This window comes from Nocardia sp. bgisy134 (genome assembly GCF_057708325.1).
In genome coordinates this window covers 23,468-36,751 of record NZ_JBYIRW010000009.1, presented here as the reverse complement: position 1 = coordinate 36,751, position 13,284 = coordinate 23,468, and the positions used below count along the sequence as shown (strand labels likewise).

General features: G+C 70.5%; 12 protein-coding genes. 10 read left to right on the top strand and 2 right to left on the bottom strand.

Annotated elements, in window-relative coordinates; all coding sequences use genetic code 11:
• Window positions 1–56 precede the first annotated feature (56 nt).
• The 7 genes from AC3ERS_RS17250 to AC3ERS_RS17220 all read left to right on the top strand — a co-directional run bounded on the left by AC3ERS_RS17250 (window position 57) and on the right by AC3ERS_RS17220 (window position 8,094).
• A complete protein-coding gene (locus tag AC3ERS_RS17250; RefSeq protein WP_431968627.1) occupies window positions 57–1,052 on the top strand; it encodes a helix-turn-helix transcriptional regulator in 996 nt (331 codons plus the stop codon).
• On the top strand, window positions 1,049–2,029 hold the full coding sequence (locus tag AC3ERS_RS17245; protein ID WP_431968625.1) for a helix-turn-helix transcriptional regulator: 981 nt from the start codon (window positions 1,049–1,051) through the stop codon (window positions 2,027–2,029). The genes AC3ERS_RS17250 and AC3ERS_RS17245 overlap by 4 nt, the downstream gene beginning before the upstream one ends.
• A gap of 19 nt (window positions 2,030–2,048) precedes the next feature.
• Window positions 2,049–3,080 carry a 2-dehydropantoate 2-reductase gene (locus AC3ERS_RS17240; RefSeq protein ID WP_431969091.1) on the top strand — a complete coding sequence of 344 codons (1,032 nt, stop codon included), beginning with the start codon at window positions 2,049–2,051 and terminating at the stop codon, window positions 3,078–3,080.
• 102 nt (window positions 3,081–3,182) lie between these two features.
• A complete protein-coding gene (gene tatA / locus AC3ERS_RS17235; protein ID WP_431968623.1) occupies window positions 3,183–3,443 on the top strand; it encodes a Sec-independent protein translocase subunit TatA in 261 nt (86 codons plus the stop codon).
• A 143-nt stretch (window positions 3,444–3,586) separates the two neighbouring features.
• Window positions 3,587–4,534: a twin-arginine translocase subunit TatC gene (tatC, locus tag AC3ERS_RS17230; RefSeq protein ID WP_431968621.1), complete on the top strand. Its 948-nt coding sequence runs from the start codon at window positions 3,587–3,589 to the stop codon at window positions 4,532–4,534.
• A 3-nt stretch (window positions 4,535–4,537) separates the two neighbouring features.
• Window positions 4,538–7,237 (top strand): DEAD/DEAH box helicase, encoded by a 2,700-nt coding sequence (locus AC3ERS_RS17225; protein ID WP_431968619.1) that lies wholly within the window; start codon window positions 4,538–4,540, stop codon window positions 7,235–7,237.
• Between the two features lie 122 nt (window positions 7,238–7,359).
• Window positions 7,360–8,094, top strand: a complete 735-nt coding sequence (locus AC3ERS_RS17220) for a DUF4333 domain-containing protein (protein WP_431968617.1) — start codon at window positions 7,360–7,362, stop codon at window positions 8,092–8,094.
• Between the two features lie 337 nt (window positions 8,095–8,431).
• Here the strand turns inward: AC3ERS_RS17220 and AC3ERS_RS17215 are convergent, their stop codons facing one another.
• Window positions 8,432–9,400, bottom strand: a complete 969-nt coding sequence (locus AC3ERS_RS17215; protein WP_431968615.1) for a 5'-3' exonuclease — start codon at window positions 9,398–9,400, stop codon at window positions 8,432–8,434.
• A 144-nt stretch (window positions 9,401–9,544) separates the two neighbouring features.
• Here AC3ERS_RS17215 and AC3ERS_RS17210 point away from each other — a divergent pair, with 144 nt between their 5' ends.
• Window positions 9,545–10,672: a M24 family metallopeptidase gene (locus tag AC3ERS_RS17210; protein WP_431968613.1), complete on the top strand. Its 1,128-nt coding sequence runs from the start codon at window positions 9,545–9,547 to the stop codon at window positions 10,670–10,672.
• A 16-nt stretch (window positions 10,673–10,688) separates the two neighbouring features.
• Here AC3ERS_RS17210 and AC3ERS_RS17205 read toward each other — a convergent pair whose 3' ends face one another.
• Window positions 10,689–11,087 carry a PPOX class F420-dependent oxidoreductase gene (locus tag AC3ERS_RS17205; RefSeq protein WP_068066365.1) on the bottom strand — a complete coding sequence of 133 codons (399 nt, stop codon included), beginning with the start codon at window positions 11,085–11,087 and terminating at the stop codon, window positions 10,689–10,691.
• Between the two features lie 106 nt (window positions 11,088–11,193).
• On the opposite strand from AC3ERS_RS17205, the gene dprE2 reads away from it, so the two are divergent.
• Window positions 11,194–11,949, top strand: a complete 756-nt coding sequence (gene dprE2 / locus AC3ERS_RS17200; protein WP_431968610.1) for a decaprenylphospho-beta-D-erythro-pentofuranosid-2-ulose 2-reductase — start codon at window positions 11,194–11,196, stop codon at window positions 11,947–11,949.
• A complete protein-coding gene (gene cbiE, locus AC3ERS_RS17195; RefSeq protein ID WP_431968608.1) occupies window positions 11,946–13,175 on the top strand; it encodes a precorrin-6y C5,15-methyltransferase (decarboxylating) subunit CbiE in 1,230 nt (409 codons plus the stop codon). The genes dprE2 and cbiE overlap by 4 nt, the downstream gene beginning before the upstream one ends.
• The last annotated feature ends 109 nt before the right edge of the window (window positions 13,176–13,284 follow it).

Genomic DNA, 13,284 nt, shown 5'->3' with positions numbered 1-13,284 from the left:
CCACGAAACGCGCGCCGCCGCGCGGTGACGTCGCGGTGGCGATTACCCTCTATCGGGTGGCGATATCCAAGGTCGAGCGGCTGATGAATCTGGTCATCGCGCTGCTGTCGACCCGGCAGTTCTTGAGCGCGGAGCGGATCAGGGAAAGCGTCGCGGGCTACGAGGACTCGGCCAGCGACGAGGCGTTCAGCCGAATGTTCGAACGGGACAAGAACGAGCTGCGCGACCTGGGCATTCCGCTGGAAGTCGGACCGGTGAACCGGTATTCGACGCTGGAGGGGTACCGGATCAACCGCGACGCCTACGAGCTACCCGACATCGATCTGAGCGACGAGGAGGCTGCGGCGGTCGCGGTCGCGGTGCAGATGTGGGAGTCCCCTGAGCTGGCGGCCGCCGCCGAAGGCGCCCTGCTCAAGCTGCGGGCCGCGGGCATCCACGTCGAAACCGACGCGGCCGTGGCGTCGGTGCCCGCCGTGCCCGCCCGCACCCGCGGTTCGGAGCCGGTGCTCGGCAAGCTGCTCGCGGCGGTCGACGCCGGGCAGGCCGTCCGCTTCGAGCATCGCGGCGCGGTCAACGCGCCCTACCTGATGCGCGACGTGGAGCCGTGGGGCGTGGTGACCCATCACGGTCGCTGGTACTTGGTCGGCCACGACCGCGACCGGGACGCGGTGCGCAGCTTCCGGCTCTCCCGTATCGGTGACGACGTGACGCCGTACGGCCCCGTCAACGCGGTGCACAAACCCGACGACGTCGACCTGCGCGCGATCGTCGCGCGGGTCACCAGCAGCGCGCCGGTCAGCGGCTCGGCCACGGTATGGGTCGCCGACGGACGCGGCCAGGAGATCCGCAGGCTCGGCCAGGTCGTCGAGGAACGTACCGTCGGCGACCGCGGCGGCATGGTGGTCGAGGTTCCCGTCCGCTCGCGCGACTGGCTGGCCAGGCTCATCACCGGCCTCGGACCGGACGCCCTGGTCCTCGCGCCCGACGATCTGCGCGCCGACGTGGTCGCCCGGCTACGTTCGGTGTTCGACACGACGGAGGTGCGGGCGTGACGACCAGCCGGCTCTCGGTGCGGCTTTCCCGGCTGCTCAACATGATTCCGTACTTGATCGCCAACCCCGGCATCAGCGCGGCGGACGCCGCCGCCGACCTCGGCGTGACGACCAAGCAGCTGATGAGCGACTTGAATCAGCTGTGGATGTGCGGCCTGCCCGGCTACGGTCCGGGCGATCTCATCGATCTCTCGTTCTCGGAGGAGAGCATCGAGGTCACCTTCTCCGCGGGCATCGATCGGCCGCTGCGGCTGACCTCCACCGAGGCCACCGCGCTGCTGGTTGCCCTGCGATCGATCGCGGAGATGCCGGGCATGGTGGACCCGACCGCCGCGCACGCGGCCATCGCCAAGATCGAATCCGCCATCTCCGGCGGCGCCCCGCGGCTCTCCGACGACGCCCTGGCGACCCCGGTGGAGGCGCCCGCCGTAGCGACCGTGCGCTCGGCCCTGGCTCGTCAGCACGCGCTGCGCATCATCTATTACTCGGCCAGCCGCGATGTGGTCTCCGAGCGGGTCGTCGATCCGATCCGGATCGTGCTCGTCGACGACAACAGCTATCTGCAGGGGTGGTGCCGGGAGGCCGAGGGCGTGCGGCTGTTCCGCTTCGACCGGATCGAGGCCGCCACCGAACTCGCCGAGGCCGCCCGCCCGCCGAGCCACGCCGCCACCGAAGCGGCCGCCTCGCTCGACCTGTTCCAGGACGACCCGGCGGTCCCGTTGGCGCGGCTGCGCATCCGCGGCGACTACGGCTGGGTACTCGACCAGTACCCGATGCACCGGCTTGCCGTGCATCCGGACGGCAGTCTGGAGACGACCATGCGCTTCGCCACCCTGGACTGGATGGCGCGCCTGCTGCTCGGCTTCGGCTCGGGCGTGACCGTACTCGGTCCGCCGGAGCTGATCGCCGCCGTGCGCGAGCGATCCAACGCGGCGCTCGCCGCGTACCGGGACGCCGGACTAGAGGAATTGGAGTGAGGTGACCGAGCTCGGCAACATGCCGCGGCGAGTCATGGTGCTCGGCGCGGGCAGCATCGGCGTCTTCGTCGGCGGCAAACTCGCGGCGGCCGGTGCGGACGTCACGTTCGTCGGCAGGCAGTGGTTGCTCGACGAGGTCGGCGCCTCGGGCCTGCGCCTGACGGATCTCGAGGGCGGTGAGGTACTCGTCTCGCCGGACCGGCTCACGCTCGCGACCGGCCCGGAGGACGTCGGCTCGGCCGATCTGGTGCTGGTCGCGGTGAAATCCGGGGCGACCGCGAGCGCGGTGCGCGAGCTGACCGGCAAGATCCGTCCCGGCACCGTGGTGCTGAGCCTGCAGAACGGCATCGGCAACGACTCGGTGATCAGGGAGATCCTGCCCACCTGCGTGGTGCTGGCCGGGATGGTGATGTTCAACGTCGTGCACCACCCGGAGGGTCGCTTCCACCGCGGCACCGAGGGCGGGCTCGCGGTGCAGGACGATCCGGCGCTGGCCGAGTATGTCCAGCTCTTCGAGCGGGCCGGGCTGCCGCTGCGCCGCTACTCGGATCTGCGGCCGGTGCAGTGGGCCAAGCTGCTGCTCAATCTGAACAACCCGATCAACGCGCTGTCCGGACGCCCGCTGCGCGAGGAGCTCGCCGACCGCGACTACCGCCGCTGCCTGGCGCTGACGCAGCGCGAGGCACTGGCCGCGATGCACAAGGCGCGCATTCGCCCGGCCCGGCTCACCCCGCTGCCGCCGGAGCTGATGACCCGGCTGCTGACCGTGCCCGACGGCCTGTTCCGCCGGGTCGCGGGGCAGGTGCTCGCCATCGATCCGGTGGCGCGCTCCTCGATGGCCGACGACCTCGCCGCCGGACGCAAGACCGAAATCACCTGGCTCTGCGGCGAAATCGTCGGCCTCGGCGCGATGGTCGGCACGCCGACTCCGGTGAACGAGCGACTCATCGAGCTCATCGTCGCGGCCGAGCAGGGCCACGGGCGGGCCTGGACCGGGCCGGAGTTGCTCGCGCAACTGCGCGCCGCCGCTGCTGCCGAGCCGCCCCTATAGCAAAAGTCGAGGTTGAACGCCCGGTAAACGGGCGAAGTGGGCGAGTTCGGGCGCCAGGCGGTCCGGTAGCATCGGAGCTACCACAGTCTTGGGAGGTAACAGATGTCAGGCACGTTCAGCTGGTCGCACCTGCTGATCATCGCGCTGCTCTTCGTGGTGTTGTTCGGCGCGAAGCGGCTGCCGGACGCCGCGCGCGGCCTCGGGCGGTCCTTGCGCATCTTCAAGAGCGAGGTCAGCCAGATGCAGAACGAGGCGAGCCCCACCGCGGGCGCCGCACCCGCACAGCAACCCGCGCAGCAGCTGCCGCCCGCGCAGCCCGTGAACCAGGCGACCACGCCGCAGACCGAGACGAAATCGGCCTGAGTCGAATGCTCCCGTCGGGGTGAGTTCGGACTCACCCCGGTCAGTGCTGTTCGGCGGTCCGTGAAGGCTTCGGTCCCTGAACCCACGGGACGCGATACCGCCGCGCCTGGCGCGGCACTCGAGCACAGGGGCAATCCACAGATATGCGAATCCCGTTCGATCCCCGGCGCAGCAGGCGCAGGACGAATCCCGACGGCACCATGTCGTTGGTCGAGCACCTGCAGGAACTGCGCACCCGGTTGCTGAAGTCGCTGTTCGCGGTGCTGCTGACCACCGTGCTCGGCTTCCTCTGGTACTCGCATCCGTTCCTCGGCATCGAGAGCCTCGGCGAGATCCTGCGCGGACCGTACTGTTCGCTGCCGCCCGAGGCCAGGGCCGCGCTGACCCCCGACGGGTCCTGCCGCCTGCTGGCGACCGCGCCGTTCGAGCAGTTCATGCTCCGGTTGAAGGTCGGTTTCACCGCGGGCGTCGTGCTCGCCGCGCCGATCTGGCTCTACCAGATCTGGGCGTTCATCACGCCCGGCCTGTACGCGAAGGAACGCAAGGTCGCGGTCGGCTTCGTCACGTCGGGCTCCGCGCTGTTCGCGGCGGGCGCCGTGCTCGCCTACGTCGTGGTGGCGCACGCGTTGGACTTCCTGCTCACCATCGGCGACAACGTGCAGATCACCGCCTTGAGCGGTTCGCAGTACTTCGGCTTCATCATCCAGCTGCTGATCATCTTCGGCGTCAGCTTCGAGACGCCGCTGCTGATCATCGGGTTGAACATGATCGGCGTGCTCACCTACGAGCGGCTCAAGGCGTGGCGGCGCGGCCTCATCTTCGGCCTGTTCGTCTTCGCCGCGGTGGTCACCCCGCAGGACCCGTTCTCGATGCTGGCGCTCGCGGCCGCGCTGACGGTGCTGTTCGAAGTGGCGGTGCAGATCGCCAGGATCAACGACAAGCGCAAGGCGCGCAAGGACGCGCTGGCCGCGCTGACCGACGACGAGGCCTCCTCGATCGCCATGCCGGAGCCGATCACGCCCGCGGAGTCGATCATGGATCCGGCGGCAAAATCCACGCGACCGGTGTCGGACTACTCCGATACTCTCTGAACGGTGACAGATCACCGGTCCCGCACCAGCGAGCTGGCCAGTTTCTCCGCCGAGCTGAAGTTCACTCTCGATCCCTTCCAGCGTGACGCCTGCCGTGCGCTCGAAGACGGCCACGGCGTGCTGGTGTGCGCGCCGACCGGCGCGGGCAAGACCGTGGTCGGCGAGTTCGCCGTCCACCTGGCGCTGGCCTCCGGCGGCAAATGCTTCTACACCACTCCGATCAAGGCGCTGTCGAACCAGAAGTTCGCCGATCTCACCGAGCGGTACGGGCGCGACAGAGTCGGCCTGCTGACCGGCGATCAGTCGATCAACCCCGACGCGCCCGTCGTGGTGATGACGACCGAGGTGCTGCGCAACATGCTCTACGCGTCCTCGGAGGCGCTGCGCGGGCTGTCGTACGTGGTGATGGACGAGGTGCACTACCTGGCCGACCGGTTCCGCGGCGCGGTGTGGGAGGAGGTCATCCTGCACCTGCCGTCGGACGTGCGGCTGGTCAGCCTGTCGGCCACGGTCAGCAACGCCGAGGAGTTCGGCGCTTGGATGGAGACCGTGCGCGGCGACACCACGGTGGTGGTCGACGAGACGCGCCCGGTGCCGCTGTGGCAGCACGTGATGGTCGGCAAGCGAATGTTCGACCTGTTCGACACCAAGTCCAGCGAGCAGAAGGTGCTCGTCGACGAGGACCTGGTGCGCTACATCCGGCACCGCGAGTCCGCGGACCGGATGAACAACTGGGGTGTGCCGCGCGGTCGCGGCGGCATGCGCCGCGACTTCCGTCCGCTGCCCCGCCCCGAAGTGCTGGCCCGTCTCGACGAGGAAGGGCTGCTGCCCGCGATCACCTTCATCTTCAGCCGCGCGGGATGCGACGGCGCGCTGGCTCAGTGCCTGCGGTCGCGACTGGACCTGAGCAGGGAGGGAGAAACCGCCGAGATCGACGCGATCATCGAGAAGCACACCGGTGATCTGCCGAAGTCCGATCTCGAGGTGCTCGGCTACTGGGAGTGGCGCGAGGCGCTGCACCGCGGTCTGGCCGCCCACCACGCCGGCATGCTGCCCGCTTTCCGGCACACCGTGGAAGACCTGTTCGTGCGCGGGCTGGTGCGGGCCGTCTTCGCCACCGAGACGCTGGCCCTCGGCATCAACATGCCCGCGCGCACCGTGGTGCTGGAACGACTGGTCAAGTTCAACGGCGAGACGCACGCCGAGCTCACCCCCGGCGAGTACACGCAGCTGACCGGCCGCGCGGGCCGGCGCGGCATCGATATCGAGGGCCACGCCGTGGTGCTGTGGCAGCCGGAGGTCGACACCAGCGCGGTGGCCGGCCTGGCCTCCACCCGCACCTATCCGCTGCGCAGCTCGTTCCGGCCCGGCTACAACATGTCGATCAACCTGATCGATCGGATGGGCGCCGCCGAATCGCGCGCCCTGCTGGAGCGCTCCTTCGCCCAGTTCCAGGCCGATCGCTCGGTTGTCGGGCTGGTGCGCGGCATCGAACGCAACGAGGGCCAGCTGCGCAAGCTGCGCGGCCAGCTCGGCGGCGCGGAAGGCGGCTTCCTGGAATACATTTCGCTGCGCGAGCGGATCAGGCAGCGGGAGCGTCAGCTGGCGCAGCAGAGTCGCACCGACCGGCGCGGCGCGGCGGTGAGCGCGTTGACGGCGCTGCGTCGCGGCGACGTGGTGGCCATTCCATCCGGCCGCCGCGCCGGGCTCGCGGTGATCCTGGAACCGGACACGACGCCCAACGATCCGCGCCCGCTCGTGCTGACCGCGGACAAGTGGGCGGGCCGGGTGTCGGTCGCCGACTTCCCGGTGCCCGCGGAACCGCTGGGTCACATGCGGCTGCCTCGTCGCGTCGACCACCGCACCGCTCGCGCCCGCAGCGACCTCGCGTCCGCGCTGCGCAGCACCGGCATCAGCGCGCCGGGCCGTCCGCGCCGCGGCAAGCGCGCCGAGGCCGCCGACGACCGCGAACTGGACACACTGCGCCGGAGCTTGCGCGCGCATCCCGCGCACACCCGGCCGGACCGCGAGCAGATGAGCCGGATCGGTGAGCGCTACAACCGGCTGCTTCGCGAGACCGAGAGCATGCGCCAGAAGGTTGCCGCCACGACCAACTCGCTGGCCCGCACTTTCGACCGCATCGTCGGGCTGCTGGAGGAACGCGGTTTCGTGCACGACGGCGAGGTCACCGCGGACGGGCGCAGGCTGGCCCGCATCTACGCCGAGAGCGACCTGTTGGTCGCCGAATGCCTGCGGCACGGCCTCTGGCGCGGTCTCGGCCCGGCCGAGCTGGCGGGTGTCGTGTCCGCGCTGGTCTACGAATCTCGCCAGGAGGGTGGCATTCTCGGCGCCTCGGGTCCCACCGCGCCGATCCGGCGCGCGGTCGCCTCGACCATCGGCGTGTGGAGCGAACTGCGCTCCGACGAAGCGCGGCACAAGCTGCCGCCGACCAGGGAGCCCGATCTCGGATTCGTCACCGGCGTCTACAAATGGGCGCGCGGCGACGGGTTGGCCGAGTCGTTGCTGGCCAGTGGCGACCAGGGCGCGCCGCTGTCCGCGGGCGATTTCGTCCGGTGGTGCAGGCAGGTGATCGACCTGCTCGATCAGATCCACGGCACGGCCGACGACCCGGAGATCGCGGGGACGGCGGCGAAGGCGGTCCGGGCCATCCGGCGGGGTGTCGTGGCGGTGGACGCCGCGTAGCGGATTCGATTGTGATTTGATTTCTTTCGCGTACCGACCGTGGCGGAGGAGTCGTGTTCTGCAACGACGAGTCGCCGGCGGGGGGCTACCGTGTGAGTAACTATGCGAGTGGAGGCAACCAGATGAGCGGCCCGTACGGACCGAACGACCCCGGGGAGGGACGCAACGATCCCACCCAGCAGTGGGGCGGACAGCAGGCGCCCGGCGGCGCCGGACCGACCCAGCACTGGGGTGGCCAGCAGACTCCGTCGCAGGCACAGCCCACCCAGCATTGGGGTGACCAGAACCAGCCCCAGCAGCAGTGGGGACAGACCCCCGGCCAGCCGCAGCCACAGTGGGGCCAGCCGCAGCAACCTCAACAGCCTCAACAGCCGCAGCAGCAGTGGGGACAGACGCCCGGTCAGCCGCAGCCGCAGTGGGGGCAGCAGCCGCAGCAGGATTGGGGCCAGCAACAGCAGCCGCAGCAGCAGTGGGGTCAGCAGCCCCAGCAGCAGTGGGGCCAGGGCCAGGGCCAGCAGCAGCCGCAGCAGCAGAGCGGCGGTGGTGGTGGCAAGAAGGGGCTGATCATCGGTCTGGCCGCGCTCGGCGTGCTGGTGATCGGCGCGGTGGTCGCCCTCGTGGTGGTGCTGACCTCCACGGACAAGCTGGACCAGGCCGCCGTCCAGGACGGCGTCAAGAAGGTGCTCACGGATTCCTACGGCATCCAGGACGTCACCGACGTCTCCTGCCCGTCGGGCCAGAAGGTCGAGGTGGACGCCACCTTCCAGTGCACCCTGAAGGTCAGCGGTGAGCAGAAGAAGGTCAACATCAAGATCACCAAGGACGACGGCACCTACGAGGTCGGTCGACCGAACTGAGCTCGGAGCCCAGACCGGGCGGCCCGTGCTGCGGCGCGGGCGTCCGGTGGGAGTAGGGAAGTAGCGGGCCCACGAACGGGTTCGGCGGTGCACCACGGTCGTGGTGTCGGCGTCGATGTTCGTGGGCTCGTCGCGTTTCGCCGACGAGCCCACTGCACGGATGCACGCGTGCGATTCCTGCGCAGCTGGTCGAGAACCCATGCCGTGCGAGTGGAGGCGAATCCGCCGGGTATCACTCGGATCGAGCCGCAGCGGCACGACGCGCGCGCACGCATGGTGTGCGAAATTGCACCTTGTGCAAAGGTGCGGCGCATGCCCTCGCGGGAGTGTTCGCGCCTCAGGACCGCGGTGCGGCCAGCGCGGCGGTGAGTCGGGTGACCGGGCTTTCCGCGTTGTAGGCCACCGCCAGCTCTCGCAAGCGGTCCGGGTCGGCGGGCGCCGTGGGCAGCGTGTCGGGGCGGGAGAGTTCGACCTCGGCGTCGCGCACTACGCGCACCACGGGGGCCGCGGCCTTCAGATACTCCTCGGCCGCGCGCAGTTTTCCGCGCACGCCCGGCGCCAGATCGGATTCTGGATCGTCCACCGCGGCCACCAGCGCGTCCAGCGAACCGAAGCGGGAAATGAGTGTCGCCGCGGACTTCTCGCCGATGCCCGCGACGCCGGGCAAGCCGTCGGAGGCATCACCGCGCAACGTCGCCAGGTCGGCATAGCCGGGTCCGGCGTTGCGCACCGGGACGCCGTACTTCGCCGACACCTCGGCGGGACCGAAGAGTTCGGCCTTGGCCAAACCGCGCCCCGCGTAGAGCACCCGCACGATGGGCGCGGGCTCGTCGCGGACCAGCTGCAACAGGTCGCGATCGCCGCTGACCACGATCACCTCGTCGGTGCGCTCCCGGCTCGCCAGCGTGCCGAGGACGTCGTCGGCCTCCAGGCCCTCCGCACCGGCGGTCGCGATCCCGGCGGCCGCGAGCACCTCGAGAATCATCTCGACCTGCGGCGTCAGCTTGTCGGGCACTTCCTCCGCGCCCTCCGCCGCGTCGGCCGAGGTGTCCAGGCGGTGCGCCTTGTAGGAGGGCACCAGGTCCACCCGGAAGCGCGGCCGCCAGTCCAGGTCCAGGCAGACGACCAGCCTGCTCGGCGCGTGCTTGGTGATCAGCGAGGCGACCATATCGGTGAAGCCGCGCAGCGCGTTCACCGAACGCCCGTCCGGTGCGGTGATCTTGTCCGGAATCGCGTAGAACGCGCGGAACCACAGGCTTGCTCCGTCGAGCAGCAGCAGCGGGCCGGAAGTCGCAGCAGAGGTCACGCGCTGAGGCTACCCGCAGGCTACGACAGGCCGTACCCGATCCGGCGCGGCATCCACCCGACACGGCACGGCGCTCGCCCGAGGGGTCGGCGCCGCCCGGTGTTCGGGTTCGCCGCGAGTCGATCACGGGTAACGTCGATGGGTATGAGTGGGCACACGGAGTCCAGATTCGCGGCGGATGTCTACGGAGACCGGCTCGAGCGGGCGGTGGAGGCGATGCGCACGGCGCACCTCGACGCCCTGCTCATCACCCCCGGCCCGGACTTGCGCTATCTGATCGGTTCGGCGGCCGAATCCTTCGAGCGGTTGACCTGCCTGGTGATTCCCGCCGACGGTGCGACGCCGTCGGTGATCATTCCCAAACTCGAACTGGCCTCGCTGTCCGCCTCGGCGGCGGGGGAACTCGGCCTGCAGGTGCTGGACTGGGTCGACGGCGTCGACCCGTACCAGGTGGTGAAGTCGACGCTGCACGTCGGTTCCCGTGTCGCGGTGGCCGACGCCATGCCGGCCCTGCACCTGCTGCCGCTGGCGGCCTCGTTCAGCGGCCTGCCGGTCTCGGCCACGCCGGTGCTGCGCGAGCTGCGCATGCTCAAGGACGCCGCCGAGATCGATGCGCTGCGCCGAGCGGGCGCGGCCATCGACCGGGTGCACGCGCGGATGGGCGAGTTCCTCCAGGCAGGACGCACCGAGGCCGAGGTCGGCGCCGATATCGCGGCGGCGATCGTGGCCGAAGGGCACACCGAGGCGGCGTTCGTGATCGTCGGCAGCGGCCCGCACGGCGCTGATCCGCACCACGGGGTGTCCGATCGGCGCATCGAGAACGGCGACGTGGTGGTGATCGATATCGGCGGACCCGTCGAGCCCGGCTACTACTCCGACTCCACCCGCACCTACGTCCTCGGCGAGCCCAGCCCCGACATCGCGGCCCGCTACGCCGAACTCGAACGCGCCCAGGCCGCGGCCGTCGCCGCGGTCCGGCCCGGCGTCACCGCCGCCTCGGTGGACGCGGCCGCCCGGAATCCGTTGACGGAGGCCGGTTTCGGCGAGAAGTTCGTGCACCGGACCGGTCACGGCATCGGCCTGTCCGTGCACGAGGAGCCCTACATCGTCGCGGGCAACGACCTGGTTCTGCAGCCGGGCATGGCGTTCAGTGTCGAACCGGGCATCTACTTCGGCGGTGAGTGGGGCGCTCGCATCGAGGACATCGTCGTGGTCACGCCCGAGGGCTGCGAATCCATGAACGCGCGCCCGCACGGCCTGACCGTGCTGTGACGTCCGGAATGTGCAGTCAGCGCAACGTGCTCGACGACAGGACGCGGCGTACCTCGATCGCGATCACCACCCGGGTCGGGTTCTCGCGCGGTACCCGGTAGCGACCCGCGTACCGCTCGACGGCGTCGGCGACGCTGTCCGGGTCGTCGAGCACCGTCGCGGGTCCCTCCAGGGTCAGCCACCGGATGCCGTCGACCTGGCTCACCGCCGCGTATCCCGAGCGGCGCACGTTGCGCACTTTCACCGAACCGTCGTTGGTGATGATTCGCGCGATCCCGGCGTCGGCGTCCCAGGTGAATCCCACGGCGACAACGTGCGGCGTGCCATCGGCGCGCAGCGTGGTCAGGGTCGCGAGATGGCGTTCGGCGACGAACTCGAGTGCGGCGGGGGAGAGCTGTGCGGTGGTGGTCGGCATCCCTCGACGGTAGCCGTTGCGTCCCGCGGTGGCCGCCACGGCGCGGGTGTTCGGCCGGCCGCGAGGGGATCGAGGGGTGCGCAACCCGGGATGACAGACTGAGCGCATGGGAATGCGAGGGATCGCCGAGGGCTCGGTACTGGTACTCGGCGGACGCAGCGAAATGGGTCTGGAGATCGCCCGGCGTCTTGCCCCCGGCCGGACGGTGATCCTCGCGGCGCGGCGCAGCCACGACTTGGCGAGGCCGATCGCGGCCGTCGAACAGGCCGGTGCGAGCGCGGTGCACCCGGTGGAGTTCGACGCCGACGATACGGGCAGCCACCCGGCGCTGCTGGAGAAGATCGCCGCCGAACACGGGCCCATCGGCGTCGCCGTGCTGGCCTTCGGCATCCTGGGCGACCAAGCCCGCGCCGAGCGGGAACCCGGGCACGCGCTCGCCGTCGTGCACACCGATTACCTGGCCCAAGTCAGCGTGCTCACCACCCTCGCGAATCTCCTTCGCGCGCAAGGGCACGGCCAGCTCGTCGTCTTCAGCTCCATCGCGGGCGCGCGGGTGCGCCGGGCCAACTACGTCTACGGCTCGGCCAAGGCCGGTCTGGACGGTTTCGCCTGCGGTGTCGCCGACGCGCTGCACGGCAGCGGCGTCCATCTGCTGCTGGTGCGCCCCGGGTTCGTCATCGGCGCGATGACCGAGGGCATGGACCCCGCGCCGCTGTCCAGCACGCCTGGTCAGGTAGCCGATGCCGTGGTCCGCGGGTTGCGCCGCCGCGCGGGCAGGATCTGGGTGCCCCGCGCTCTCGGCCCGGCCGTCGTCGTCGCGCGCCTGGTTCCGCAATTCCTCTGGCGCCGGATGCCTCGATGACCTGGCACGGCCCCGCGATCGCGGTGGTCGGGATCGGGGCCGACGGGTGGGACGGTCTCGGCGCCGCAGCACGCGACGCCGTGGCCGCGGCCGAGATTCTCTTCGGGTCCGCGCGTCAGTTGGCGCTCGTGCCAACGGATCTCGGCGGACAGCGCCGCGCGTGGCCGTCGCCTCTGCTGCCCGCGCTGCCCGGATTGTTCGCCGAGCACGGCGCGCGGCGGATCTGCGTGCTCGCCAGCGGGGACCCGATGTTCTACGGCATCGGCGTCACGCTGGCGCGGTTGTTCGGACCCGCTTCGCTGCGCGTACTGCCGCAGCCGTCCTCGGCGTCGCTGGCGTGCGCGCGGCTCGGCTGGGCGCTCGCGGAGACGCCGGTCGTCAGCGCGGTGGGCCGTCCCGTCGCGACGGTGCTGCCCGACCTGGCCGACGGGCGGCGGCTGCTGGTGCTCAGCAGCGACGAACACACCCCGGCGCGCCTCGCGGAACTGCTGCGGGACAACGGATTCGGCCCGTCGACCCTCACGGTGCTGGAGCAGCTCGGCGGTCCCGCGGAACGCGTGCGATCCGGCGCCGCGGCGTCCTGGGATCTCGAGACGGGCGATCCGCTCAACATCGTCGCCGTCGACTGCGCCGCCGATGCGGAGCACGTCCGCCGCACCCGCGTGCCCGGTCTGCCCGACGCCGTCTACGGCGGTGACGGGCAGCTCACCAAGGCCGAGGTGCGGACGTTGACCCTGTCCGCGCTGGCTCCCGCACCGGGCGAACTGCTGTGGGACGTCGGCGGCGGCTCGGGCAGCATCGCCATCGAGTGGTGCCGCACACACCCCGCCTGCCGGGCGGTGACCTTCGAGCGGCTCGAGCGGCGCAGGCAGCAGATCACCGCCAACGCCACCGCGCTGGGCGTCCCGCACGTCGAGGTGCGCGGCGAGGTGCTCGCCGAACTGGCCGCGGAGCACGAAATGTCCGCGCCGGATGCGATTTTCGTTGGCGGCGGCGTGACTCAGGCTGGCCTGCTCGAGACATGCCTTGCCCATCTGCGCCATGGCGGCAGGCTGGTCGCGAACGCCGTCACCGCGGAATCGGAATCGTTGCTGGTCACGATGGCCGCCGAGTGGGGCGGTGAGCTGCGGAAGTTCCAGATCTATCGCGCCGAACCGCTGGGCGGCTTCACCGCGTGGCGTCCCCAGCTGCCGGTGGCCCAGTGGTCGATCGTCAAATCAGCCTAGGGGTTCACCCTGAAATCTGCACTGCGAGGGTGAAACACGCGTGTGTCGCCAGGTAGGGTCGGTCGCGACATCCGCCCGTTATCGGACAACCGATTCCTGATGGGGAGAT